This is a genomic window from Pragia fontium DSM 5563 = ATCC 49100, assembly GCF_900112475.1.
Lineage (GTDB): Bacteria > Pseudomonadota > Gammaproteobacteria > Enterobacterales > Enterobacteriaceae > Pragia > Pragia fontium.
The window spans coordinates 1-24,957 of the sequence record NZ_FOLW01000017.1 but is presented as its reverse complement, the minus strand read 5'-3'; the positions used below and the strand labels follow the sequence as shown (position 1 = coordinate 24,957).

General features: G+C 41.0%; 26 protein-coding genes. 13 read left to right on the top strand and 13 right to left on the bottom strand.

What is annotated here, in order from left to right; all coding sequences use genetic code 11:
- Nucleotides 1-9: 9 nt before the first annotated feature.
- The 5 genes from BMZ28_RS16240 to BMZ28_RS16220 all read right to left on the bottom strand — a co-directional run bounded on the left by BMZ28_RS16240 (nt 10) and on the right by BMZ28_RS16220 (nt 2,805).
- Nucleotides 10-558, bottom strand: coding sequence for a fimbrial protein (locus BMZ28_RS16240; protein ID WP_074824861.1), 549 nt, complete (start codon nt 556-558; stop codon nt 10-12).
- Entirely contained in the window at nt 536-1,249 is a 714-nt protein-coding gene (locus tag BMZ28_RS16235; RefSeq protein WP_074824858.1) for a fimbrial biogenesis chaperone, read from the bottom strand. The genes BMZ28_RS16240 and BMZ28_RS16235 overlap by 23 nt, the downstream gene beginning before the upstream one ends.
- A 54-nt stretch (nt 1,250-1,303) precedes the next feature.
- Nucleotides 1,304-1,834: a fimbrial protein gene (locus BMZ28_RS16230; protein WP_074824855.1), complete on the bottom strand. Its 531-nt coding sequence runs from the start codon at nt 1,832-1,834 to the stop codon at nt 1,304-1,306.
- A 201-nt stretch (nt 1,835-2,035) separates the two neighbouring features.
- Nucleotides 2,036-2,323 (bottom strand): IS1/IS1595 family N-terminal zinc-binding domain-containing protein, encoded by a 288-nt coding sequence (locus BMZ28_RS16225; protein ID WP_074824852.1) that lies wholly within the window; start codon nt 2,321-2,323, stop codon nt 2,036-2,038.
- A gap of 98 nt (nt 2,324-2,421) precedes the next feature.
- Entirely contained in the window at nt 2,422-2,805 is a 384-nt protein-coding gene (locus BMZ28_RS16220) for a winged helix-turn-helix domain-containing protein (RefSeq protein ID WP_074824849.1), read from the bottom strand.
- A 716-nt stretch (nt 2,806-3,521) separates the two neighbouring features.
- Between BMZ28_RS16220 and BMZ28_RS16215 the strand changes: the two genes are divergently transcribed.
- From BMZ28_RS16215 to acuI, 3 genes are all read left to right on the top strand, one after another.
- Entirely contained in the window at nt 3,522-4,382 is an 861-nt protein-coding gene (locus BMZ28_RS16215) for a winged helix-turn-helix domain-containing protein (RefSeq protein ID WP_126467581.1), read from the top strand.
- Entirely contained in the window at nt 4,372-4,839 is a 468-nt protein-coding gene (locus BMZ28_RS16210) for a YqeJ family protein (RefSeq protein ID WP_047781041.1), read from the top strand. Before BMZ28_RS16215 ends, BMZ28_RS16210 begins: the two co-directional genes overlap by 11 nt.
- A 160-nt stretch (nt 4,840-4,999) precedes the next feature.
- Nucleotides 5,000-5,986 (top strand): acrylyl-CoA reductase (NADPH), encoded by a 987-nt coding sequence (gene acuI / locus BMZ28_RS16205; protein ID WP_074824844.1) that lies wholly within the window; start codon nt 5,000-5,002, stop codon nt 5,984-5,986.
- Nucleotides 5,987-6,063: 77 nt separating this feature from the next.
- On the opposite strand, the gene arsC is transcribed toward acuI, so the two are convergent.
- The 7 genes from arsC to BMZ28_RS17550 all read right to left on the bottom strand — a co-directional run bounded on the left by arsC (nt 6,064) and on the right by BMZ28_RS17550 (nt 11,847).
- A complete protein-coding gene (gene arsC, locus BMZ28_RS16200) occupies nt 6,064-6,492 on the bottom strand; it encodes a glutaredoxin-dependent arsenate reductase (RefSeq protein ID WP_074824840.1) in 429 nt (142 codons plus the stop codon).
- A 60-nt stretch (nt 6,493-6,552) separates the two neighbouring features.
- The gene (locus tag BMZ28_RS16195; protein ID WP_074824836.1) at nt 6,553-7,842 is read right to left on the bottom strand and encodes an arsenic transporter; all 1,290 of its coding nucleotides are present in this window, start codon (nt 7,840-7,842) and stop codon (nt 6,553-6,555) included.
- Between the two features lie 52 nt (nt 7,843-7,894).
- Nucleotides 7,895-9,643, bottom strand: a complete 1,749-nt coding sequence (gene arsA, locus BMZ28_RS16190; protein WP_074824833.1) for an arsenical pump-driving ATPase — start codon at nt 9,641-9,643, stop codon at nt 7,895-7,897.
- 18 nt (nt 9,644-9,661) lie between these two features.
- On the bottom strand, nt 9,662-10,024 hold the full coding sequence (gene arsD / locus BMZ28_RS16185) for an arsenite efflux transporter metallochaperone ArsD (protein ID WP_074824830.1): 363 nt from the start codon (nt 10,022-10,024) through the stop codon (nt 9,662-9,664).
- A 61-nt stretch (nt 10,025-10,085) separates the two neighbouring features.
- On the bottom strand, nt 10,086-10,439 hold the full coding sequence (locus BMZ28_RS16180; protein ID WP_074824826.1) for a metalloregulator ArsR/SmtB family transcription factor: 354 nt from the start codon (nt 10,437-10,439) through the stop codon (nt 10,086-10,088).
- A gap of 313 nt (nt 10,440-10,752) precedes the next feature.
- Nucleotides 10,753-11,610 (bottom strand): beta-1,6-N-acetylglucosaminyltransferase, encoded by an 858-nt coding sequence (locus BMZ28_RS16175; RefSeq protein WP_053007586.1) that lies wholly within the window; start codon nt 11,608-11,610, stop codon nt 10,753-10,755.
- Between the two features lie 96 nt (nt 11,611-11,706).
- Nucleotides 11,707-11,847, bottom strand: coding sequence for a hypothetical protein (locus BMZ28_RS17550; protein ID WP_164720449.1), 141 nt, complete (start codon nt 11,845-11,847; stop codon nt 11,707-11,709).
- 242 nt (nt 11,848-12,089) lie between these two features.
- Here BMZ28_RS17550 and yqfB point away from each other — a divergent pair, with 242 nt between their 5' ends.
- The 9 genes from yqfB (at nt 12,090) to BMZ28_RS16130 (ending at nt 24,141) form a co-directional block, all read left to right on the top strand.
- On the top strand, nt 12,090-12,395 hold the full coding sequence (gene yqfB, locus BMZ28_RS16170; protein WP_047781033.1) for a N(4)-acetylcytidine aminohydrolase: 306 nt from the start codon (nt 12,090-12,092) through the stop codon (nt 12,393-12,395).
- 994 nt (nt 12,396-13,389) lie between these two features.
- Nucleotides 13,390-13,935 (top strand): fimbrial protein, encoded by a 546-nt coding sequence (locus tag BMZ28_RS16165; RefSeq protein ID WP_053007585.1) that lies wholly within the window; start codon nt 13,390-13,392, stop codon nt 13,933-13,935.
- A gap of 60 nt (nt 13,936-13,995) precedes the next feature.
- Nucleotides 13,996-14,715, top strand: a complete 720-nt coding sequence (locus BMZ28_RS16160; RefSeq protein ID WP_074824823.1) for a fimbrial biogenesis chaperone — start codon at nt 13,996-13,998, stop codon at nt 14,713-14,715.
- A complete protein-coding gene (locus tag BMZ28_RS16155) occupies nt 14,690-15,253 on the top strand; it encodes a fimbrial protein (protein WP_074824821.1) in 564 nt (187 codons plus the stop codon). The genes BMZ28_RS16160 and BMZ28_RS16155 overlap by 26 nt, the downstream gene beginning before the upstream one ends.
- A gap of 18 nt (nt 15,254-15,271) precedes the next feature.
- On the top strand, nt 15,272-16,006 hold the full coding sequence (locus BMZ28_RS16150; protein ID WP_053007584.1) for a fimbrial biogenesis chaperone: 735 nt from the start codon (nt 15,272-15,274) through the stop codon (nt 16,004-16,006).
- Nucleotides 16,003-16,764 carry a fimbrial biogenesis chaperone gene (locus BMZ28_RS16145; protein ID WP_248296115.1) on the top strand — a complete coding sequence of 254 codons (762 nt, stop codon included), beginning with the start codon at nt 16,003-16,005 and terminating at the stop codon, nt 16,762-16,764. Before BMZ28_RS16150 ends, BMZ28_RS16145 begins: the two co-directional genes overlap by 4 nt.
- Nucleotides 16,765-16,791: 27 nt before the next feature.
- Nucleotides 16,792-19,419: a fimbria/pilus outer membrane usher protein gene (locus tag BMZ28_RS16140; RefSeq protein ID WP_136655912.1), complete on the top strand. Its 2,628-nt coding sequence runs from the start codon at nt 16,792-16,794 to the stop codon at nt 19,417-19,419.
- Nucleotides 19,416-20,546, top strand: a complete 1,131-nt coding sequence (locus tag BMZ28_RS16135) for a hypothetical protein (protein ID WP_248296116.1) — start codon at nt 19,416-19,418, stop codon at nt 20,544-20,546. Before BMZ28_RS16140 ends, BMZ28_RS16135 begins: the two co-directional genes overlap by 4 nt.
- Nucleotides 20,547-21,318: 772 nt before the next feature.
- The gene (locus tag BMZ28_RS16130; RefSeq protein ID WP_074824819.1) at nt 21,319-24,141 is read left to right on the top strand and encodes an autotransporter family protein; all 2,823 of its coding nucleotides are present in this window, start codon (nt 21,319-21,321) and stop codon (nt 24,139-24,141) included.
- Between the two features lie 57 nt (nt 24,142-24,198).
- Here the strand turns inward: BMZ28_RS16130 and BMZ28_RS16125 are convergent, their stop codons facing one another.
- Nucleotides 24,199-24,465, bottom strand: a complete 267-nt coding sequence (locus BMZ28_RS16125) for a DUF2798 domain-containing protein (protein ID WP_074824815.1) — start codon at nt 24,463-24,465, stop codon at nt 24,199-24,201.
- A gap of 286 nt (nt 24,466-24,751) precedes the next feature.
- Here BMZ28_RS16125 and tnpA point away from each other — a divergent pair.
- Nucleotides 24,752-24,957 (top strand): IS200/IS605 family transposase (tnpA, locus tag BMZ28_RS16120; protein ID WP_139211632.1); only part of this gene is annotated, 206 nt, incomplete at its 3' end.

The following is a 24,957-nucleotide window of genomic DNA, read 5'->3' as shown; positions in this document are numbered from 1 at the left end:
GATATAGTCTCAAAGGAACTCAAAGGTAAAGGTTACCGCTGCATTAGCATTACCTGACGTTACATTTGAGGCCGTATTTTGTTTAACAAATCCAATGGAAATAATGTGCTCGCCTTGAGCAACAGCGTTGACCGAAAATAACTTTCCATTGATCAATGTTGTTCCTGCGTTATAAAAACCCGTGGTTTCCGTAATGTTGCCATCTTTTAACATGAATCCAACGCCCGATGCGGTTGAAGACCCTGAAAGAAAAACTCGAGTATCTTGTGGGGTCATACCGCTTACTGAAACTGTTGCTTTGAGTCCATCGTCATAGCCTTCGCATTGATATAAAAGTTTAAGGGGTAAAATACCTACTGCATCCCCAGACTTAAAATCGTTAACAATATAGTTTTTAAACTCAACCGTATCGGTACTCGTTGAAAATGAACAAGAACCTTTGCCAATTTGCGCTGTTAAAGCTACTGCATTATTATCGGCAGCCATTAAATGTGTTGTAGGTAGAGTAAGTAAAATCGTAATGATGGTTAGAAAACTAAATTTTCTGATTGTATTCATTATGCCCACCTAAATCATTAATGGTGCTCCACGTTACTTGTCCCTTATTGCTAGGTGTTGCATAAAAAATTTCGCCAAATGGCATAATCATGGCATTGTTTTTTTCAATGCTCAGTGGAATAGATTTATTATTCACTGACATTTTGGCTAAGTTAATATAATAAGGAGATGGATTCTTAACTTTAAATCCACCAGAAACCGATTCAAAGACTAAACCACTTTGGGCCTTTTCTGGGGATGATGGTAAATTTTTAGGGCGATAAAAAACTTTAATCACATTCTCTAAAGCTATTTTTATAACACCGTTATTTTCTTTTCCATCCGTTTTGCCATTACTTGCGGGAATCGCTCGCGCATGAAAATAAAAAACGGATTCTCGATCTTTCGGTAATTGATGGTTCTTTTCAACAATACGAACTTCATTACGACTGTCTGGCCCTAATCGAAACATTGGTGGCAGTACTTCAAAAGGTGCTGAACCGTTTTGTTGAGCACTGGTCATATAAGATTGCACCAAATAAGATTCGTCAGTGCTCTTATTTCTAATTGTCACTGATGCCGATTCATTTCCCTCTGTAAAAATAACGCGCGTGGCATTGATACCTACACCTGAAGCGAAGCATTGGGATAGAAAACCGATGCCTAAAAAGGCAACTAACGTTCTGTAAAATAATTTTTTATGAAGTAACATACTGTTCTCAAAAATGGGTTATCAAGCAACCTCATTAGAGGTTGCTCGAATTGATTAGTTATAAGCTAAAGAAAAGGTAATAGGGGCTTCGATTTGCTGAGAAGCCGGATTACGAACGGTTGAATATAATTGAGCATTCATCAGAACCTGTGCGCTATCACCTGTTTTTAACCCAGTAAGGCTGGTTAATGCGGTATTGCTATTTGGCTTAACGGGTTGACCTGCTGCGGTTAATTGAACACCGACAGTTCCACCGTCAATATTATTAAAGTAGCTTGTATTAGCCGCTAACGGAGTGCCTTTTGCAAAGAGACTCATGACAGAAGACTCACCTTGATCGGCACTACAATTAGTCAGGTTTAAGGTAAAGTCTTTACTGGTACTGGCAATTGCACCAGCAGTAGCAACATCACCAGAAATTACGGTACCCAAGTCAATATTGCTTTGCGTGACATTGAGGTCGCAAGTGGCTGATGAAATTTGGCCGGTAATGGTAATTTGTGCGTTAGTCGCTGCTTGGGTAGAACAAGAGGTCATAACTAATGCTGCGATAGGTGCTAAAAATAGCTTTTGTTTAACAGACATAAATTCCTCTGGAGTTACATTTTAAATAAGAGACATAAACTGATTTGGTTTATAGTAATTTACTTCTAGCATTGTTATTAACGTAGAAATAAATAAACACAAATGAAATTCCCTGTTTGTGTTTATTTATTTTTACAGTTTTATCAGCGTAATATCATTAGCGTTGTGAAATAACGAATTTAGATATTATTAAATAAATTATTATTTTTTATTTTGGTCAAGACTGAAAATGATTTTATCTACTCTTCCTGATGGAAGAGCTAAAGCCTTTGCTATCCCATCAGATTCCAGTCCTTTACTTAATAAGTTTTTTATGATGGCCTGCATATAACTATCATAAGTTTTGTAAATATAGTTTCTTTGATATGTCTTATTACAAGACAAACACCAAAATCGCTGAATGCCTATTTTTGATTTACCATGCTTACGTATAAATTCGGTACTACCACAAAACTGGCAAGCAGCATTTTTTGAGTAAGTTATTTTCATATTATAGTCCGTTAAATTAAAAATATTATTTTACTATTCGAGTAGTTACTTGGTCGAAAATACTATTAATAAGTATTAGTTATTATCAGATAAATCCACTATTGCTTATAATATAATGGTGTTATACGTGTAGAGTTTATTTTATATCCTTCACCCCGCCTATTGATGATGAAATCTTGTGGCATGCCGATTAAAGATAGCTTTTCTTTTAACTCAGTAACAACTTGCCATAAGCGTTGATTAGATGAGCTTAAATTGTTTTCTTCCCAAACTTTTTGCAATATTTCTTCATTGCTAACAATGTGATCGCTAGCATGTGTTAAAAGAAATATTAATAACTTCATTACGGTGTCTTTAAGAACAACCGCGCTAAGGTTTAGGATTTTATATGAATTTTCAGACGATATTCTAATTAATCTTTTATTATCAATATCCACTTGAATATCTGAGCCAATTAAAAAACCGTGTAGTTTCATATTCATAACTTCTCCACCAGCCATCATCCGTAATTGCGGTATATAATCACTATTACTGGAGTCATATAAATAAGTTGCAACAATTATAATTAACAAAAAATTGATTTCAATGTATCAATAAAATCAGTTAACGATGTTATCAAGACATATTCACAATACAATGTGTTGTTTTTTATTTATATAACCATTCATAAAATCAAGTAAACAGGATTGGCAGCAGTAACAACCATAAACGCCATATCATTTTATCATCAACATAAAAAACCATAATGTGTATTTATATAGTTTAATAATCTATGTTTTTAACAACCATTAAAACTTTAACCCAATTAAGTTGTGGTTCATATCGACTATAAATCGTTAATGTATAACTTACACATTGATTTTTATGCAAATATCATTTGTATGACATAATTGCCCTTTATGATAGTTACGCATTATGTATTGTTAACATTAACGTGATTGACTTCTTCTCGCACTGCAATCCTGTGTTGGTAGTAAGATTAACGATGTTCTGTTATTTACGTTACTCAATTTCAACTTATTAATAACTAAATAAGGAAATGTTATTCAATATGTTAAGTTTTATTTTTAATTCATTGATTTCTATGGAATTTAAATGATATTGGTCGTTTGCCATAAAAATCTTAATAAGAAAGAATCGTTAATTATTATCTTAATTTGGCCTTAATCGTTGGCATAAGATAGACTTGTTGCATTAAGTGGAATTAACGCCTGAACTTTTATTTTTAACATATGAATATATGACTAAAAACTATCTCATTGATAATAGAGTTGTTTTCTACCCTGATGAGCATCGCCTCGTTCCTGTAGGTAATCATAGTGGTGTGGAAACTTCATTGAACCTTCCTGTAAGCCGGTGTTTGTTGCTGCTTATCGAACATCAGAATTCTATTGTGAGTAAGGATGATTTTTTTGATAAAGCTTGGATGCAGCGAGGGACTTATGTCACCGCGAATACGTTTTATCAAAATATATCGTTATTACGTAAGGGCTTAAAAAGTGCAGGATTATCGGAAGAGATCATAAAAACAGTACCTAAAAAAGGTCTGATGTTATCAGGGGACGTTAAAGTAGAATTATATGTTCCATCTTTTCAGGCAACGACTGCAAGCCAATCAGAAAAACCAGCGTCTACGCCGTTGATAACCCCTGGCTTACAGAAGGAAGAGAAGGAAGAGAAGGGAATAACCCGCGTATTTAATCTAAGTTATCGCTATAAAATAGGGATGTTTGTTATCAGCATCATTTTTTTGAGTCTTTTAATGAGCTATCCTTTTTTTGTTAAACAACAAGAGAAGTATCTTGATAGCTATAAACTCGATAGCGAGATGAATGGATGTCAGGTTTACACGCCCAAGAAAGATAAGAATCTGATTCGCTATGTCGAGTTTTTACAAAAAAACAACATCACCTGTCTTGGTAGTCGAATGAATACGCTATTTATTACGATGGATAAATCTGCCGAATATACTTCAATCATTCGATGTGATAGTGCCGCTATTTCCAATGATACTCAGTGTGATTCAGAGTTTTACTTTCGAGGACAAAATGAAAAATAAGATTGCTCGAGCGTATCTCTTAGTTTTGACGCTAGCGTCTCTTGCTCTTGTGGGCTATTACGGCTACATGTTATATCAAAAAGATAATTTTTCTTGTGATGGGCGGTTTTATATAAAAAATAACCGTGATGTTTTAGATCTTAATGTTCATTATCGCTTTAACGCAGGAGTGGGGTTAGTTGAAAGTCAGGGGGAGTTTATTCCTTATAATGGTGAACCCGCCAGACCAATCAAGATCCATATTAAATTTTCCTATCATCAAGATGGCGATAAGATGTTCCTCATTTCAGAGAATACCAATCCTAATCAACAAGACATTACATTGCTAAATCAGTTATTACCTGATTTTTTCTTGATCCGTAATCGAGGGATAAATATGCATATTTATCCACAAGGTCAGGAGGGATATGTATTTTCTGGTGATAAAATTCCCTACTTTTTATGTTTAAAAGATTAAATTGCTTACCATGTGTTACGGCAATTTTTCTACTTTTATAGATAAACACGCTAAATCAAAGTGCCAACTATTTTAATTAATTTCAAAAGGTTAAATGATTTTTTACTTTACAGATAGACTATCAATCCTGATTTATAACTAATTTTAATAAGGAAAATAGATGTTTAACGGTATTTTAATTCAAAAAGATGAAAACGGTTATCACGCCAATATCTCTCAAATAGATGAATCACAACTGCCAGAAGGTGATGTAACTGTTCAGGTTAACTATTCTTCATTAAATTATAAGGATGGCTTAGCCATTTCCGGTAAAAGCCCGGTAGTACGTCAATTTCCAATGGTTCCGGGCATCGATCTGGCGGGGACAGTAATAGAGAGCGCTACCTCAAAATATAACGTTGGCGATCACGTTGTCCTTAATGGATGGGGCGTTGGGGAAAAACATTGGGGAGGATTAGCACAAATTGCTCGTCTTAATAGCCAATGGTTAATTCCATTACCTAAAGGTTTAACACCAAAGCAGGCCATGGCAATTGGTACTGCTGGCTATACCGCGATGCTCGCCGTGATGGCGTTAGAAAAAAATGGCATCGCACCACAAAGTGGAAAGATATTGGTCACCGGGGCAAATGGTGGCGTGGGGAGCTTTGCTATCGCCATACTATCCCGATTAGGTTATCAGGTTATTGCTTCAACCGGTCGTCCTGAAGAGTCAGAGTATTTAATTCATCAACTTGGTGCAGCAGAAGTTATTGACCGTAAAGAGCTGTCTGAGCCAGGTAAACCGCTGATGAAAGAACGTTGGGCGGGTGCTGTTGATAGCGTTGGCAGTTATACTTTAGCCAATGTGTGTGCGAGCACTGCCTATGGTGGAACCGTTGCGGCCTGTGGATTAGCGCAAGGTATGGATTTGAACTGTAGCGTTGCGCCATTTATTTTACGCGGCGTTACTTTGGCTGGAATTGATAGCGTGATGCGTCCTTATGCTGATAGGGTAAGTGCCTGGGAACGTCTAGCCAACATCGTTGACGCATCTCTGCTGGAAAAAATCAGCGCTGAAATTCCGTTGACTCAAGTGATTCCAACTATCGCTAAATTAATGGATGGGAAAGTCAGAGGTCGAGTCATCGTTAATTTGCAAGATTAATCGTTATTTGCACGTTTGCCAGGCAGTCCGACAGTGACGGACTGCCTGGGCTTGAATTGTCTACTTCGCTGATTCAGTTATTTGATAATTCGTTTACCATTAGCATCAATAACCTGTTCGCCATCTTCTTTGGTAAATGTCCCTTTCTGCGCGGCAGGCAAGATATCTAACACGACTTCCGAAGGCCGGCAAAGCTTGGTACCTAATTCAGTCACCACAATTGGACGATTAATCAGAATAGGGTACTTGAGCATGAAATCTATTAATTGCTCATCATTCCATTGGTCGTCATCCAATTGCAGCGTTTCATAGGGTTCAACATTTTTACGCAGTAATGCCCGTGTCGTTATCCCCATATCCGCAATAAGTTTGATCAGTTCTTCACGGCTTGGCGGGGTGTCTAAATAATGGATCACGGTTGGCTCAATACCGCTGTTGCGAATCAATTCAAGTGTATTACGGGACGTACCACAAGCAGGATTATGATAAATAGTTACTGAATGCATGTTCACCTCTGAATAATCAAGAACGGCAGTGTTAATCCTGCCGTCTATGTATTTATTTGTTTATACGGTAAATGATAATCGCAAAGCTAACGCGACTAACGTGACAAATAACACCGGAAGCGTCATGACGATCCCGACCTTAAAGTAATAACCCCAGGTAATGGTCAAATTTTTCTGAGCCAGAACATGTAGCCATAATAAGGTGGCAAGACTGCCAATTGGCGTGATTTTAGGCCCAAGATCGCTACCAATAACGTTAGCATAAACCATCGCTTCTTTGATTAGTCCAGTAGCGTTGCTCCCATCAATAGACAATGCGCCAACCAACACTGTAGGCATATTGTTCATAATAGATGACAGAATAGCGGTGAGGAATCCGGTACCCAGAGTGGCGGCCCATAGACCTTGCTCTGCAAGGTAATTCAGAATTTGAGAAAGAAAGTGGGTTAATCCTGCATTGCGTAAGCCATAGACCACTAAATACATGCCTAAGGAAAAAATAACGATTTGCCATGGTGCACCGCGTATCACCTTTTTGGTATCGATGACACGACCTTTTTTAGCCACGATATACAGAATAATTGCACCAACGGCCGCCACTAAACTAACGGGGACGCCAAGATGATTGAGGCCAAAAAAGCCGACGAGGAGTAATACCAGCACAATCCATCCGGCCTTGAACGTTGATATATCGCGTATGGCTTCTTTTGGCGATTTCAGCAATCCTATCTCATAGGTTTGTGGAATATCTTTGCGAAAGAATAGATGAAGCATGACAAGGGTTGCACAGATTGCGGCAATGTCCACTGGGATCATAATTGCGGCATAATCAGTAAAGCCGATGTTAAAGAAATCTGCCGAAACGATATTAACCAGATTGGAGACAACCAATGGCAAACTTGCCGTATCAGCAATGAATCCCGCAGCCATCACAAATGCCAGCGTTGCCCCTCGACTAAAACCTAAAGCGAGTAACATGGCCATGACGATAGGGGTTAAAATTAATGCTGCACCATCATTAGCAAAGAGGGCCGCTACTGCTGCACCGAGTAGGACAATGTAAGTAAATAGTTTACGTCCGCTTCCTCCTCCCCAACGGGCAACATGTAATGCAGCCCACTCAAAAAAGCCTGATTCATCAAGTAATAGACTGATAATAATTACCGCGATAAAGGCTGCGGTGGCATTCCAGACGATCTGCCAGACAACGGGAATATCACCAAGATGAACCACGCCAAACAACAGCGCTAAAATGGCACCAAAGCACGCACTCCAGCCAATACCTAACCCTTTCGGTTGCCAGATAACCAAAATAATGGTCAGAACAAAAATTGAACCGGCCAACCACATAAAAACCTCCATTTAGGCAGGTGAGATAACGCCTGCCATTATTGTTATTGAATTACTTTGCCAGTTTGTTTAAACGTTCAATTCCGACAGGTTCTTCTTTCTGTAACGGAATTAAAGCGAGTCGAGTGGCATACTGCGCTTTAACTAGATTGATCTGTTCAATTTCTTGTTCAGCTCGGTGGTGTAACAAAGGGGATGTCGTACCGGTAGTGGCAAGGCTGTTATTTATCAGCCAGGCCCAGGGTTCAATGCCTGCACGGCGTAAGTCTTCTTGCAAATTACCGGCTTCTAATACTGGTGTGGTTTCTGGCAGTGTTACAAGCAGTATTTTGGTGCGTTGAGGATCTTGTAGTTGCATCATGGGGGTGACATAGTGACCATTGCTTCCCATTTTTTGGGCAATTTCACGATGATAAGCCCCTGTTGCATCAAGCAGCAGTAAAGTATGTCCGGTTGGCGCGGTATCCATAACGACAAATCGTTTACCGGCATCGCGAATCACACGGGAAAATGCCTGAAATACAGCAATTTCCTCAGTACATGGCGAACGGAGATCTTCTTCCAGTAGAGCACGTCCCTGATCATCCAAGTCTTTCCCTTTACTTTTTAGAACGCTCTGGCGATAACGTTCGGTTTCAGCTTCGGGATCGATACGGCTTACTTCAAGATGCGGTAATGCACCGTGAAGCGTATTCTCTAAATGAGCGGCAGGATCAGAGGTGGTTAAATGAACATCTAATCCTTTTTCCGCTAATTTAACTGCGATTGCTGAAGCTAACGTGGTCTTACCGACACCGCCTTTGCCCATTAACATGATTAAACCGTGCTTATCTTTCGCAAGCTGTTCAACCAGTGTTGAAAGGGGGGCAATGGTAGGGAGCGCCAGATCATGATGTTCTTTACTGATGAGTACTTCATCAGTGTTAAATAAATGACGCATTGCATCTATACCCACTAAATTTACGGGTTGAAGGATAATGCGATCTTGGGGGAGCGAAGCTACTGATGAAGGGATATTTGCTAATGCTAATTGTTCACGTTGGTAAACAGCCTGAGCTAATTTATCATTGTCTATGGCGCTTTCAGGCAATATACCATTAATCACTAAATACTGGTTTTTGATACCGAGTTGAAATAATTCATCATAGGTTCTGGCAACTTCGGTTAGCGTTGACTTTTGTGCTCGGGCAACCAATATTAGCCGCGTTTTACTCTCATTTCCTAATTCGGCAACTGCCTGAGCGTAGCGTTCACGTTGTTTTGATAATCCTGATAAGGGACCTAAACAGGATGAGCCTTCAGGATTTTCGTTAATAAAACTGCTCCAGGCTCCTGGCAATTGTAACAGTCGAATAGTGTGTCCGGTCGGAGCGGTATCGAAAATGATATGATCGAAATCCGCGAATAAACGGGTATCAGTGAGGAGATCGGTAAACTCATCAAACGCTGCAATTTCAGTGGTACAGGCGCCTGAAAGCTGCTCTTCAATACCGCGAACAACGTCGTCAGGTAGAATCCCTCTGACAGGATCAATGATGCGCTCACGATAGACTTGAGCCGCCGCTTGCGGATCGATTTCTAAAGCTGACAGGCCTGATACTGATTCTATCTTAGTGATGTGATTACCAATTGTTTGATGAAAAACTTGACCCACATTGGAGGCAGGATCGGTACTGACTAAAAGAACGCGTTTGCCTTTATCAGCTAAGCTAATTGCCGTCGAGCAAGAGATGGATGTTTTTCCTACGCCACCTTTACCTGTAAAGAATAGGAAGGGGGGAACGTTCTGTAAAAATTTCATTGTCATAGTCCTTATGTTCTAGCAGCAGGAACTATTGCCACCGCAACAACTTTGAATAGTTTTAATTTTCGGCGCTAACGATAAACCACACCAACGAGACATATCCTCTCGTGTCGGATAACGGCCAGCCATAACTAAAGCATCATCAACAAAAATGAGAGGTAAGCTTTCAGCCCCTGAATTTTGAAGAAAGTTTTTAACCAATTCATTTTCAACAAAAGCCATCGGTTGTTGAGCAAGGTTGAAGCGAGTTAACGTTACGCCCTGTTGTTTGATCCAATCAATATCGGCAGAAAAATTGACCAATGATTGATCGACATCAGTCCCACAAACGCCAGAACTACAGCAAAGGGCAGGATCATAAACAGTGATTTTTTTCATGGTGCTAACTCCTTATATTCACTATTAAATTCGAAAAAACAGATATGTTAAGGTAAAATTTTTATAAGCACATGGGGCTAATTGTTGTTATTCCAGCAGCGTTTTTTAAACGTTTAGAGAGCATTTTAATATTCATCTCTTGGCTGAGATAAGCTTGTTCAATAATATTTCCCGCCCACATAGGTATGTTGTGGGACAGTCGATAATGAATCCATTTCCCAGAACGCCGATCCAGCAGGATATCGTTTTCTCTTAACATAGCTAAATGTCGAGAGATTTTCGGTTGAGGGAGATCCAATATTTCGCATAATTCGCAAACGCACAGTTCGGGTGCTTCTTTTAGCAACAAAACAATGGTTAAGCGGGTTTCATCTGAAAGGCATTTAAATAGTTGAAGCGGGGTTAGTTGGCTCATAATCATCACCTTGAATTCCACTAAAGGTAATCATACGACGATTATTTTTACTGTCAATGATCAAATCTGTTTTTTCGAATGTGTTATTTGTTTTTATCATCAATCATGGAGAGATGGAGCAGGCGGTGATTTTACCCTATGAATAGACTGCAAAAAAGCATGTATTAATAATAAGCGATGCCGATTAACGGAGTAGATGAAAATCTCAGTCAAAGAAACATGTGCAGCATAGTGCTCAGTTAATACATGCAAAATGTTGTGAAAGATTAAGTCACATCAAAATATCGTGAATCACGGTATTATCGAGAGGGTATCAAGCTGTACTAGCAGTGCGCTTTTCCAATACAAGATGTTTTTCTAATAGTGAAAGAATGTTTTGGTCAATATTCTCATCAAATTTTCTGGCGAACAGATTAGGCGTATTTTGCAGTAAATCGGCATCTAATATAGTGTAATCTCTGGGGCGTAATTTGATCTTTCCCATGGGAATCCAGTCTATTTCTCTTTTATCATCATTGATAATGCTAGCCTGATAGCTGGTATTCATGATCACCGTTTGGAAAAAACCTTCATCAGCAATCAAGGTATGGCGATAAAAATCAATAAAGCGATCCACTTCAGGGCTATAGGTTAAAAATTCACAGAATTTACGGCTCAGAATAAACCATTGATTGCCGATATACGGTATGACACCCGGCATAAAGCTTCGTTTTTTTTCTGGGTTAGCAATAATTTCATTGCCTGAGTCTGTCACATACTCTTCGATGCGGTGTCGGGTCTCTGGTCTGGTTTTATATTGTTCAGACAACTTGATAAAATCTTTACCTATGTGAGAGGTTAAATAGTTATGGATAAACTGAGAAGATTTTAACGGGAAATCCTGACCGCTAAGGTTAATAAAGAATGTCCATTTAATACCTGACTCTAATAATTTTCGCATACCGCGGAGTTCAATATTAACCAAGCTAAATCCACCCCAAACGGCTTTTTCACTTTCTAATAAGGTGGCATTAGGGTAGTGGGTTAAATAATCACGGATGTTTTTCAATAATCCAGTACCTGATTTTTTATCAACATGGATCAAATAGTGATCGTCTTTATTATAGATAGCTGAAAATAGTCGTTTAAATTGCTCAGGATAACGATGTACTAATATAAGATAGGCTATCATAATGATGACGCTCCAAAAATATCCATTATAAATAATAGAATAGAAATAAATTAACCTGTTTGACAGGTTAAACAGAAAGAAATGAAAGTGACTTGATTAATGAGAGGTTAGATTAGAAAAAATATCTTTTTGTTGTTCGCGTTCATTTTTCTTGGCTTTTTTTTCTGCTTTCTTTTCTCCTGGGGTTAATAATGGCTTTTTCTTTTGGTCTCTTTTTTTATTTAATCCTTTACTCATAGTAACCTCAAGTTGTTAATATTCGTAATGACCATAAGGGACTAATTTTAACCATAATGCAAGGGATATAAATTTTATTCGATTAATATTTAAAATCAAAAAATAAAGACTAACGCTAATCTGTGTTAATACTGCTATATCGAAATCAATAAATATTATACTATGTAGGGGCTTAAGTTATATTTATCCAGACGTTAACCAAGGCATCATTTGATTATCAGATAGCACCAGCAGGAACGCTCATGAAAAACATCACATTTTATTCTCGTTTTGAAAATGACATTTTGGCCGGCCGCAAAACCATTACTCTGCGGGAAGCCAGCGATGCACAATTTGTTGCTGGGGATGTCGTACGAGTTTCACGCTATGAAGATGAGGTATTTTTTTGCAATATTCAGGTGCTGGCGGTGACGCCTTTGAACTTTAAAGACCTAAATCAGCAGCATGCCAATCAGGAAAATATGACATTGGACGAGCTAAAACAGGTGATCTCAGACATTTATCCCGGGCTGAATGAACTGTTCATGATTGAGTTTCGTTTGATGTAATCAGGTTCGAAACAGAAAGATAGCTATTAGCTATTGAAAGAACCTTGACCACAATGGTCATAGGGGTAGGAAGTATCAATCCGCATGACCTTGTGTCGATATCAACGTCTTTCGACGGCCCAGAATAGTTTTTAAAATGCTAACGCAATACTATTGAAGACGTTAATTCTTCAACTCATCCACTTTGATATTATAAGAGTACTTCCCACTTCGGTTGATTTGGTTAGTTATGTTGAAAAAATCAAACTATGTGAGTTATTTGACTGGCATTGCCATTTTAAAGGTATAAAAAATCAAATTAACTTATTATGTTAATTTATTGTATCGTTAAAGTTATCTGTAATGTAAAAAACAAGTTATTTACTCCATATATTCAACTTTTTTGAAACCACCTCTTTTTATTAATAAATAGCTTCATTATAGTCATTAAAGAATAATGATATTCATGATGAATGAATCAATAACCTCTAAATAAAAATGGATTAACGTATGCTGATAATGGTTCTTTACCTTTAAAAAACTACTATTGGCAATGAATTGGCCTCTTGATTTACATTTTTAAAAATAACTTGATATGATTTTTATACATCTATCACTTAAATGGATAATTATAATTATTTTTTGATTTTCTTAGATGGGAAGGAGGGCGTTAAACACTATATATCTCAATGTGATAATTAATGATGTGATTGAAAATCACCGAGCAGGTGATAATAAGCAACGCTTATGAAATTTAGATAATCAGAGTAATAACCCTATATGAAAAATGTTTATTAATAACATTTTTTAAGGTGAAAAAGATTCATTGAGTTGTCATCATCTGTTAATGATGACAAAGCAATTTATTAAAAGGCCAATAATCTATACCAATAAAATATAACCATTAAGAGTTAAATCTTAATGTTGGTTATATTTCAGCATCGTATTTCATTCCTGCAATTAAACCGAATGAAGTATTGATAGTTATCCTAATAAGTATATGGAATTTATTTATATGAAACTAAAAAACATCGTATTAACGACAATGTTAGTGATGGGCGCAGCTTTTACTGTTAACGCAGGAACTAATGCCCAGATAACCATCACTGGTGATGTTGTGGCTGCAACCTGTGATGTGTCCCTGTCTGCTAATAGTTTAGATTTAGGTAACTACACACCAAACCAATTTACGGCTGTCGCAACCCCCGTTGCTGCCAGCGTAAAACCATTTACCGTCGGTTTGAGTAACTGTTTGGCACCGCTGGCTGCAGGTGATTCGGCTAAGTTGGTTGTGACGGGACAAACGCTGGGCGGTAGCCCAAATATCTTTAATACTACCGGTACAACAACGGGCGTGATGTTGAAAGTACTTGGAAATGGTGGTTCTAACTACTTAAAAAATAACGATAAGCTAACTGTGGCGACAGCGGGTACTACGCCTGCTGTCGCTGACTTTAATGGCAAAGTTATTTCGTTAGAAGCGGGATTAGCTTCTGCAACAGCTCAGGCGCAAATTGGTCACGTTAGTGCGCCAATCATGTTTAGCTTTGCCTATAACTGATCGTTCTCTATGGGGAGCCGCGAGGGCGGCTCGTCCATTTTAAACAGCGGAAATTAATCGATGAAAGGATTTCTACGCGTATTTTTGATCGTCACCGGTAGTTTAGTATGGGTTACAACGGCCCTCGCTGATGGCTTTGGTATTAACACCACTCGCCTGATTTATCCTGAAGGTGTAAATAGCATTACCGTAACGGTACGTAATACTATGTCCGATCAGCCTTATTTGGTTCAGGCGATGGTGACAATGGCCCCAGATAATCTACAGACTGCTCCTTTTAACGTAACACCACCGCTATTTCGCCTTGAACCTAATACCACTAATCAAATGCGAATTATTGGTCAGGTCAGTCATCTGCCGAAAGATCGAGAATCCGTGTTCTATTTTAACGCGCGAGCGATACCCGCCAGTCGGACTTCACCGACAGAGAGTCAATCTAAAGACATCAGCGGAACGGCTCAATTCGGCGTTGGCAATATCATTAAAATCTTCTATCGCCCGGCAGGACTCAGCGGAAGTTCAGACAACGCTCAACGGGATCTACAATTTGAGCTGGTTGGCAATGGGCTCAAAGTGACGAATTCCTCTCCTTACTTTATCAATCTGGCGGAACTTACCGTTGGCGGGCAAAAATTATCGTTAATGCCGCCAAATGGCGTACCAATGATTGCTCCATTTGGAACTCATACCTATCCGACGCGATTAAAGCGGGGGCAGGTAAGTTGGAAAACGATTACCGATCAGGGAGCTCAAAATGGATTTGTACAAGCGATTCGGTAAATGGTGCGTTAGTACCTGCCTGATATTACTGTCCTACGGAGTGGGGTTAACCACCGCACAGGCGATTATTCTGAATTATTCGGCCACGATTAATCAGGGAACCTGCCAGATAAGTCTGGATAAAACAGCATTACATCTAGGTACTGTTGAGATGTCTGCCATGCGTGGGAGCACACTTGTTTCTGCTCAGCCATTTACCCTGCAAATCCGTAGCTGTGGTGATTATCAAGCTGGGCTTACGCCCGCGATTAAAATCACGGGTGAAGGAATGACGCGTGACGGCAAATGGCTATTTCGTAGCAGTGCCGATTCCGTATCACAGGGGTTTGGTATCGTGCTGGCTAAGAGCGACACGATACCGCTATATAATCAGGCGTCTATTACCAACGGGGATTATCTCAATTTAACTGCAACGACGGACACAGACGTTACATTTTTTGCCGGTATAGCGTGCGGTTCAGCCACAAACTGTCAGGACGCCAACATGCGGCCGGGCAGGGTTAGTGCGCGTATCGTGTTTGATTTTGTGTATCGCTGAACCTAGAGGATCTTGCCAATGCACATCACTCAACGCGGCCTGACGGGAGCGCTATTTCTCTGTCTGAGTACGCTCTGTAATTTTATAGTTCGGGCAGATAGTGGCATTCATCTTAACCAAACCCGTGTGATTTATTCGGGGGCGAATAGCATACAGAATGTGACGATCGGTAATCAGGGGGGGCAGTTATATCTGCTTCAGTCCAGCGTGCAGCTGTCACTGGATAACTCGAACCCGGCACCGTTTATGGTAACGCCTCCATTGGCCAGATTAGCGGCCAATAGCAGCAATGTACTGCGTATTTTAAGACAGGGAGATACTCCGCTGCCGGAAGATCGGGAGTCGTTATTTTATCTGTCGGTATTAGCCATCCCTTCATTGCCGGGTGATGTGTCCATTGCGGAACAGTCTCGGTTATCCATGGGATTGCGCTTTCTGCTCAAGCTGTTTTACCGTCCGCAGGGGCTGAGCGTTACACCAGAGCAAACCTATTGCCAGTTACAATTGTCACAGAACGGTCATCGGGTACGAATAACCAACCCGGGCCCTTATTTTCTGACCTTTAGCCAATTGACGTTGGGCTATCAAGTCGTCGATCTCGAACGTTATCCGTCAATGATCCCGCCGATGAGTTATCAGGATTATCCAATCACTCAAGCAATATCACAGGCCTACTGGCAGTTGATCACTGACTACGGTGGCGCTTCAGCGCGCTGTCAATCTTCCTTATTAACCCGTAGAGAGGCGCCGTGAAACCATCAATAACCCGCTGGCTTATGGTTCTTGCCTTTAGCACCATCAATCTGAGCGTTTCTGCCGAACAGAAAGATCCCACTGGCATCTCGTTTTATGTGCTGAGGGTGATATACCCGGAAAGTGAAAAAAGAGGCGTTACTCTGCGTGCCTATAACAAAACCTCCAGCGTGTATCTAATGCAGTCATGGATACAACCGGTTGATACCGACACCGGTAATGTGGGATTGCTAAACAGTACCTCCACGGCCATGCCATTTATCATCACGCCGCCGCTCCAACGTTTTGAGCCCGGGGAAGAACTGGTATTGCGTATCCGTCGAACCGGCGTTGAGTTACCGAACGATCGGGAGTCGGTCTATTTTATCTCAATGAAAGCCATCCCCGGCCAACCTGTTCCGAAAGATAAGCAAATTACGCCCAGTGTGACTTTAACCGTGGTGACTAATATGAAGCTGTTTTACCGGCCGGAAGGATTGCCTAAGCGAGGTGTTCAGGAAGCGGCGGTACAGCTTAAATTCAGTCAGCAAGGAGATACGCTGATTGCCGATAACCCAACGCCTTTCTGGCTAACGTTTTCACACTTGAGTATTGGCAATTACAAGCTCAATAACGACCAGATGCGCTTGATGGTTCCTCCAAAAGGGCAGCAACAGTATCACTTACCGCAGGCAACACGCGGCGACGTTGAGTGGCAATTGATCGATGAAGAGGGCTGGAACACGCCCGGCCAACGTCAGTCGCTAACCCCACATTAAATTTCGCGAATGAAAAGTTAAATGGATATGAAAAATAACAAACTTAGTCATGACGGCAATCTATGCCTCTGTAAGCGTTTTAATGTGATATCTCTGTTGCTGACTTGTGCACTACCGGCGTTAGGGCGGGACTATTTTGACCCTGGTCTGTTGTCGCTGAACGGCGAGCAACAGGCGGCGATGGTTGACTTAACGACTTTTGAGACGGCGGGACAACTGCCGGAAGGGGAATATTTTTTTACGCTGTATGTTAATCAGTATGAACAAGGTCAATATAGCATTCAGTTTAAAAAAAATTCCGATGGCAAAATTCAACCGACGTTAACACCAAAGCAATTGCACGATCTGGGGGTGAATACCACCATATTACCGGCATTTTCGGGGATGCCGATAGATAAGCCAATATTTGATTTAGCGGCGTTGATTCCAGAATCTAAGATCAAGGCTGATTTGTCATTGCTACGGTTGGACTTAAGTATTCCTCAGGTAGCAATGCAGTCTCATGCTCAGGGCTCCGTCGACCCGGCGTTATGGGAACAAGGGGTACCGGCGTTATTACTGAACTATAACCTGAACGGTAGCCGTAACTGGCAGGAAGGGCAATGGGAAAACAGCCATTCCCGACAGGACAGCTTATTTGCCAATTTACGCGGTGGAATTAATCTGGATGCTTGGCGCTTGCGAAGCGACATGACCTACAGTAATTCGAAAAACACCAATAATAACCAATTCGGTAGTCGCCAAACGGATACCCGATTTACCAATACTTATCTTCAGCGGGATATTCAATTTCTGCGTTCAGAGATTTTATTTGGTGAAAATAGTACCGGTAACGAGGTGTTTGACACCATTCCATTCAGGGGCATTAAGCTGAATTCCAATGATGAGATGTTGCCCTATAGCCTGCGAGGATTTGCTCCGCTGGTTTCAGGTGTGGCGTCGACTAACGCCCGGGTTACCCTCAGCCAAAACGGCAGTGTGATTTATCAGACTTACGTAGCACCGGGACCGTTCAGTATTAGCGATCTGTATCAAACCGGCCAAGCGGGCGATCTGACCATGACCATTACTGAAGCTGACGGTAGCGTACATACCCAGACGTTAGCTTATTCATCGCTACCGATAATGCAGCGGACTGGCGGCATAAAGTATGAAGTGACCACCGGTCGTTACCATGGCGGTATTACTGATGGGTCTCAACAGATGAATTTTGGTTTGGGTACGCTGATGTATGGTTTACCTAACAATATTACCCTGTACGGCGGTGGTCTGGTGGCGCAAGAGTATTATTCTGCCGTGATTGGCAGCGGCGTTTCTCTGGGAGATGTTGGAGCCTTATCTGCGGATATCACTCTTGCCAGCGCACAGATAAAGGGCCTGACTGAACGTCAACGCGGGAACGCTTATCGCGTTCGCTATGCTAAAAGCCTACTCAGTACCGGTACCTCTATCGATCTGGCGGCCTATCGTTATTCAACCCAGAACTATTACAGTTTTTCAGATGCCAATAATATTGGTTATCAACTGAATGATGACCAATTGCCTTGGGCGCTAGAGCGGCAACGCAATAGCATTCAACTGCAAGTTAACCAAGATATGGCTTCATGGGGCTCACTTTTCATTAGCGCTAGTCGTGATAACTACTGGGGCAGCGGTCGGGTTAATAACTCGGTGTCGGCCGGATATAACAGCAGCTATAAGGGGATTAGCTATGGTCTGACCTATCGAATTGACCGTGTACAGAATAGCGGCAACGGTGGGGGCGATTGGCCTGAAAATCGACAGATTTCCATGAATGTACAGATTCCATTTAACCTGTTTAGTAATGCCGAATCGGTACGCAATATGTATGCCAGTTATCAAATAAGCCATAATAATCAGGGTAATCAGCAGCAACAGGCGGGGATCACCGGTACAGCGCTGGAGGACCATTTAGCCTATAGCGTGATACAGGGCTACGGTAATCAAAGCCAGGGGACTAATGGAACGTTAAGTTCCAGCTATCAAGGCAGTCAGGGGATGGTGAGTGGGGGCTATAGTTATGGCGATAGTTACCGGTCAGTCAATATGGGAGCAACCGGTGGTGTTGTGGTGCATCCGCAAGGGGTGACGCTAAGCCAAACTCTGGGTAGTGCGGTGGCTATTGTAAGCACGCCGGGAGCCAGTGGGGTTGCGGTCGGCAACGGTAGTAGCCGGACCAATCATTGGGGGCAAGCCGTGGTGCCTTACCTGTCAGACTATCAGAAAAATAACATCAGCCTTGATCCATCAACTCTACCGGACGATGTGGATGTGACGCAATCCAGTCTGAATATTTACCCGACCAAAGGGGCAGTAATATTGGCTAATTTTGCTACCCGAGTTGGTTTTCAAGCACTGATTACGTTGATCCAAAGTAATCATACGCCAGTGCCGTTTGGTGCTATCGCAAGATTTGACAATCCTGAAGCTAACAGTGTGCCAAATACCAGCATTGTTGGCGATGCCGGGCAGGTCTATCTCAGTGGGTTACCGGAAACTGGCAGTCTGACGGCACAATGGGGGCCAGCAATCGATCAGCAATGCCGGGCTCGTTTTAACTTAACCAATAGTGTGCCGTCAAAAAATAACCCACTTCATCAAACTCAGGTTACGTGCGAAGGAGCGACGCCATGAACCTTATTTATCGCCAAGACGTTTTATCGTCAGATTGGATTAATCATAAAAAAATCGTCTGTGCTACTTATATGTATTTGTTATTCTTCGGACTGATGGCTCCGTTGCAGGCTGAAACTATCACCATTGGTAAAGGGAGCGGTATTGTTTGGGAAGGGATGCCTTTCGATGTCAAGCTTGCCGGTACCATGGATAGTTCTTCACTGCTAACAAGCTATGGTCTGGCGAGTATTTCAACTTCCAAAAGTACGTGTATCTCATCAAGCGAGCTAAAATTAGTGAATGGCTACTTAGTTTATCCGATTGGGCAAGGGGTGGGAATTATTCCTCGAGCAACGGTTTTAGCAAACTATAAGACCGATAATGGCACGGTTGAAACGCTGAACGGTACCATTGGATTACCGATCACCAGTGCTACAGCAGGAAAAACCACCATCACTAATCCGGTCGGACTCTATCAGTGGTGTCTACCGCCACGCATGACAGCGATCAATAAATTCTATGATATCTCTTATAATCGAACCTCTCGTGGTGTAGGTACTTGGGTGATTATTGCCGATGGGACTCAAACTAGTTCAGAGGTAAATCTTGAGCCACTGTATTATAGCAGTTATTCGTCTACCTATACTGGTGACCGGATCGTACAAATTTTTCCGAGTAATATCACCTTACGAATCTCGACGTTAGAATGCACGATTAATACCACGGCGAATATTGATTTTAGTACGGTGACATATAGTAAAACGCCGGGTGCTGAACTGGGTCAAAAGAGTTATCCAATTGTTGTTAACTGCGGTCAAGCTAGCGATAAGATTAGCGCTAATATTAATCTACAGTTTCGAGCGATATCCGGTCTTTATAATGGGCAGGCAACCCGATTAGCGTTAAATCAGGGGGGCGGTTACATTACCGGTGAAATGGATACCGGGACAACCGGCGGTGGAGCTTGTAACATGACCACTGGTTTACCGTTTAATAATACGCCGGTCAAGATTGGTAATATCAATGCGACTGACAGTAATAAATCAATATCAAACCGATTAACTTGGCGATTGTGCTCCGGCGGCAGTCGTTTACCGGTAGGTGCCGTGACGGCTTCGGCTGAGATGTTAGTGACGTTTAATTAGTTTCGTGGTGGCCATTCAGGAGCAATTTATCTGCTGATGGCCATTGAGAAAAGGGATAACTAACGAGAACTTGAGACCAGTAGAGCAGGTCCAGTGCAGAACATCTGACAATAGTGCAGCTAATTGTTCTCATTATGCCTTTTTGGTCAATTCATTTTTAATGATAATTAGACATCATAAAATTCATAATAACCATTATAAATTTTTTAAACTAAATTGACTTAAAACACTCATTTGAATTAATTCTTCACTCATCAATATAATCGTTTTAAACTATCGGTTTTTATTCTTTAATTGGTTTTCTTGATGTTTTTGTTTCATGGAGCAACGCTATTAGCTGATTGGAGTAATCGTAAAATCAATTAATATTTAAGAAGGTTTTGGTGATTAAATTAAATAAATTCATGTTATTGTGATTTTTTCATATTGATGTGTAATTTATGCCTTACTCTTAATACTTAAAAAACTAAAAATAGGTAGAATTTTATATGTTAAGCAATTAAAATATTCTTACTTAATTATAATTTAAATATAGTTTTATTTGTTTATTCTTATACAAAAAAAGTTAGCTGTTTTATATAGCAGGCTAACCAAACACGGTTTACGGATAAATTTACAACATTATCTAGGTTAGTTTAATCAAGAATGTTTTTAGAAGGTTAGCTTTTATCGGAGCTATATTTATCGACAAGGATTGCAAGTGAAATTTAAGATAAGACAGCCATTACCCAAAATAACTATCTCGTATTCAGCGCTAACCTTATGGTTATGTATGTTTCCCTCTATAGGCGCCACAGCAACAATTGACTGGAACTATAACGGTTCAACTGATTGGGGCAGTGCGGTCAATTGGAACGCAGGAAGGATACCAGGAAGTTTCGATTTTGTAAGAATAAACCAAAGCGGGAGTCAGGGGCCAGTCATCAGCGGTACCAGCTTTACAATTAATAATTTATCTCTTGGTGATAGTGCTAACGGGTCTCTGATTATTCACAATGGCGGTGAACTAATAACTACAGGTGGAGTTACCACCATAGGAAACAGTCAAGGACAGAATGGCTCAGTCACCGTCAGCGGACGAGGCTCAGTTTGGAACGTCAATAATGGCGTATTTCTGGGTAATGAGGGGAATGGCTCCCTTACTATTGAGAACGGCGCCACCGTTAATATGCTATCAGCGGTACCAAAATCTTCAACTATTTTTATGGGGGCAAATAATCCAGGGGGAACCGATTATTTAACCATAACCGGTACTGGGTCGAGCCTAAACCTTACACAATGGCTGCTGCTTGCCTATGGTGGTAACGCTAGCTTTCACGACACTACTTCTATAGTCGAGGTTAGTGATGGTGCGATAATCAACGCGGATGGGATTGATGTTGGCTATGGAGGACATGGTATTCTAACCGTTAACAGCGGAGGTACTATTGTTACTCAACATGGGCTGATTTCACCTTATGTCGGTTCTAAAGGTGAAGTCACTATTAGTGGTCAGGGATCTCGCTGGTCTATTGCTGAAGAGCTTAATGTAGCCTTCAGTGGCAACGGAAGTTTAACGGTTAGCGATGGCGGTAAACTCGAAGATAAAACGGGGTTTATTGCGTCGGGTTCAGGTTCCACGGCTAATGTTACTGTCACTGGCTTAGGATCGCACTGGGACAATTCCGGTGAGTTATACATTGGAGCAGCAGGTAATGGAACACTGACTATTAATAATGGCGGTTATGTTTCTTCATATAACGGATTTATTGCTGCATATACAGGTTCCACAGCTGATGTTACTGTCACTGGTTCAGGATCGCGCTGGGAAAATACAAATGGACTTGTTATCAGTTATCAGGGGGATGGTGTTTTAACCATTGCCGAAGGGGCGACAGTTTCAGCCCTAGCTGGCGTTAATATCGCTGTGCTCGATGATACTAACGGAACTCTGAATATTGGCGCTGCCGCGAATCAATCCGCTTCCGCCCCGGGAACTTTAGTGGCTCCTGAAATCACGTTTGGTTCTGGTAATGGCAATATTGTCTTTAACCACACGGCAGGAAGTGATGAGCATTATATCTTTTCTCCTATGGTGACGGGAAATGGATCAATTGATTTTATCTCTGGTGTAACCACGTTCACTGCGCCAAATACCTACAGTGGCTTGACAACCATTGATGGTGGCAGTTTGAAAGCTGGTAATGACAATACCTTCAGCCCTAACTCTCAATATACGGTTAATACTAACGGAAGTATGGACTTAGCCGGTTTTAATCAAGAAGTGGGCGAGTTGGTGAATGCCGGTTCAATTGCCTTTAATGGTATGCCAGGCTCCTCCTTCTCAGTAACCAATAACTATACTGGTAAGCACGGCATATTGGTGTTGAATACCGAGCTTGGTGATGATACTTCTTCTACAGATAAGCTCATCGTGAATGGGGATACCTCAGGACAAACCGATGTTATTATCAACAATGTTGGAGGACAGGGAGCAGAGACGATTAACGGTATTGACATTATTGAGGTTAAGGGGCAGTCCGATGGTACCTTTACCTTAAAAAATCGCGTGGTTGCCGGAGCCTATGAGTATTTTTTACATAAAAATAGTCTCGGTACTGAAGATGGTGATTGGTATTTACGCTCCTCGCTATCTGATGGCAATAAAGAAGGTTCCACTTTACGACCTGAAAGCGGTAGCTATTTGGCTAATATCACCGAAGCTAGCTCATTATTTAATCTACGTTTAGCCGATCGCGAGGGGCGGGCAGAAAACTCCAGTATGTGGCTACGCCAAGTGGGTACACATACCCGTTTTCGTGATAATTCCGGACAGCTTAAGACTCAGTCTAACAAATACGTCATTCAAGGCGGTGGTGAGCTTTTTGATACTCGGTTGGCTGAAAACGATCGGCTTGGTGTCGGTGTGATGTTTGGTTACGGTCATATTAGCAGCCATACTGGGTCCACCTTAAGTGGTCAATCATCTAAAGGTGATTTAAATGGCTATAGTGCAGGCGTATACGGTACCTGGTACCAAAATGCTAAAAACCACGATGGCGTTTATATTGATAGCTGGTTACAGTACAACTGGTTTAATGCCAACGTAAATGGTAATCAATTATCGACCGAAAGCTATAACATTAATGGTTTTAATGCTGCGATTGAATCAGGCTATCGCCTGCCTGTCTATCAAGGGCAAAATGGTCAGGTCTTTATTACCCCGCAAGCCCAGGCAACATGGAGCGGTCAGTCGTCGAATAATCATATAGAATTGAACGGCACTAGGGTTAAAGCTGATGCGAAAGACAATATTCAAACGCGTTTAGGCATCAAACTGTCGCGGGATGGGGTGAGTGAACGGGATAAAGGCCAGGATAAGTTATTTACCGTTTATACTGAGGCTAACTGGCTTTATAACAGTAAGCAGGCCAGCGCTCAGTTGGGTGAGTTACATATTTATCAGGACGGAACGCGTAATATTGGGGAATTAAAGCTGGGTATGGAAGGCAAATTGAACCGTCATCTGAATATCTGGACAAACGTCACACAGCAGCTTGGTGATGCTGGTTATAGTAATACTGGCGTTGTTTTGGGTGTGAAGTATGCTTTTTAACTAAAGTTTGTGAAGAATAAGTGGCCAGATTTTGGCCACTACCTAACGTTATTGGCCTTATGCAGACTTCACGAATAATAATGAAAGCTTACGTGCAAACGGCAATACAAATAAGACAGTTGGAAAAGCAATCATCCACGATAGCCCCCATGAACTAATCCATGGTGATACCATTATCAGTGTTAAACCTAGTGCTTTAACCGTACTGATAAAAGAAACAATTCCGCTCATTACAAACGATAAGAAAAAAGGAACTAAGAAAATCATAGCTCGGGCAGGAAGTTTAGGAATACCTAAAATGTAATTTCTGTCTTGGAACGACATGGGAAAGACTCCTTATTTGCGATACACAACAGCATATAACTGCGTGTATCACAGTAGTTATATGCGTTGATTAACGTAAACGCTTACGAGTCTTATAGACTTAGAAGACAGCATTCTACGAATTGAGCTTTATTTGTCAAATAATAAACGTTTTGGCGAGAAACGTTATGATTTCTAACTGAATACCACGTCCTATGGACGTGGTTATCGACTTTAGGCTCTGCCAGTAAGGCTACTCATGGGAAAATCCGAATCTGTTATCCCCATAACTGATAAGGATTTAACCATGAGTAGATTCGAAAAAGCATCGCATGTGCTATGGCATTGTCAATACCATATAGTCTGGACGCCCAAATGCCGATTCCGAATATTGAAAAATAATGTAGGGAAAGAGGTGTACAGACAAATAAGAATTTTGAGTGAACAGCTCCATATAGAAATAGTGGAATTAAATGTTCAATTAGATCACGTTCATTTATTAGTCAAGATCCC

Bases quoted from the DNA above. Each gene is read 5' to 3' on its own strand.
- BMZ28_RS16240 (WP_074824861.1), bottom strand. From the start codon at position 558: ATGAATACAATCAGAAAATTTAGTTTTCTAACCATCATTACGATTTTA.
- BMZ28_RS16235 (WP_074824858.1), bottom strand. From the start codon at position 1,249: ATGTTACTTCATAAAAAATTATTTTACAGAACGTTAGTTGCCTTTTTA.
- BMZ28_RS16230 (WP_074824855.1), bottom strand. From the start codon at position 1,834: ATGTCTGTTAAACAAAAGCTATTTTTAGCACCTATCGCAGCATTAGTT.
- BMZ28_RS16225 (WP_074824852.1), bottom strand. From the start codon at position 2,323: ATGAAAATAACTTACTCAAAAAATGCTGCTTGCCAGTTTTGTGGTAGT.
- BMZ28_RS16220 (WP_074824849.1), bottom strand. From the start codon at position 2,805: ATGAATATGAAACTACACGGTTTTTTAATTGGCTCAGATATTCAAGTG.
- BMZ28_RS16210 (WP_047781041.1), top strand. From the start codon at position 4,372: ATGAAAAATAAGATTGCTCGAGCGTATCTCTTAGTTTTGACGCTAGCG.
- acuI (WP_074824844.1), top strand. From the start codon at position 5,000: ATGTTTAACGGTATTTTAATTCAAAAAGATGAAAACGGTTATCACGCC.
- arsC (WP_074824840.1), bottom strand. From the start codon at position 6,492: ATGCATTCAGTAACTATTTATCATAATCCTGCTTGTGGTACGTCCCGT.
- BMZ28_RS16195 (WP_074824836.1), bottom strand. From the start codon at position 7,842: ATGTGGTTGGCCGGTTCAATTTTTGTTCTGACCATTATTTTGGTTATC.
- arsA (WP_074824833.1), bottom strand. From the start codon at position 9,643: ATGAAATTTTTACAGAACGTTCCCCCCTTCCTATTCTTTACAGGTAAA.
- arsD (WP_074824830.1), bottom strand. From the start codon at position 10,024: ATGAAAAAAATCACTGTTTATGATCCTGCCCTTTGCTGTAGTTCTGGC.
- BMZ28_RS16180 (WP_074824826.1), bottom strand. From the start codon at position 10,439: ATGAGCCAACTAACCCCGCTTCAACTATTTAAATGCCTTTCAGATGAA.
- BMZ28_RS16175 (WP_053007586.1), bottom strand. From the start codon at position 11,610: ATGATAGCCTATCTTATATTAGTACATCGTTATCCTGAGCAATTTAAA.
- BMZ28_RS17550 (WP_164720449.1), bottom strand. From the start codon at position 11,847: ATGAGTAAAGGATTAAATAAAAAAAGAGACCAAAAGAAAAAGCCATTA.
- yqfB (WP_047781033.1), top strand. From the start codon at position 12,090: ATGAAAAACATCACATTTTATTCTCGTTTTGAAAATGACATTTTGGCC.
- BMZ28_RS16165 (WP_053007585.1), top strand. From the start codon at position 13,390: ATGAAACTAAAAAACATCGTATTAACGACAATGTTAGTGATGGGCGCA.
- BMZ28_RS16160 (WP_074824823.1), top strand. From the start codon at position 13,996: ATGAAAGGATTTCTACGCGTATTTTTGATCGTCACCGGTAGTTTAGTA.
- BMZ28_RS16155 (WP_074824821.1), top strand. From the start codon at position 14,690: ATGGATTTGTACAAGCGATTCGGTAAATGGTGCGTTAGTACCTGCCTG.
- BMZ28_RS16150 (WP_053007584.1), top strand. From the start codon at position 15,272: ATGCACATCACTCAACGCGGCCTGACGGGAGCGCTATTTCTCTGTCTG.
- BMZ28_RS16140 (WP_136655912.1), top strand. From the start codon at position 16,792: ATGAAAAATAACAAACTTAGTCATGACGGCAATCTATGCCTCTGTAAG.
- BMZ28_RS16135 (WP_248296116.1), top strand. From the start codon at position 19,416: ATGAACCTTATTTATCGCCAAGACGTTTTATCGTCAGATTGGATTAAT.
- BMZ28_RS16130 (WP_074824819.1), top strand. From the start codon at position 21,319: ATGTTTCCCTCTATAGGCGCCACAGCAACAATTGACTGGAACTATAAC.
- BMZ28_RS16125 (WP_074824815.1), bottom strand. From the start codon at position 24,465: ATGTCGTTCCAAGACAGAAATTACATTTTAGGTATTCCTAAACTTCCT.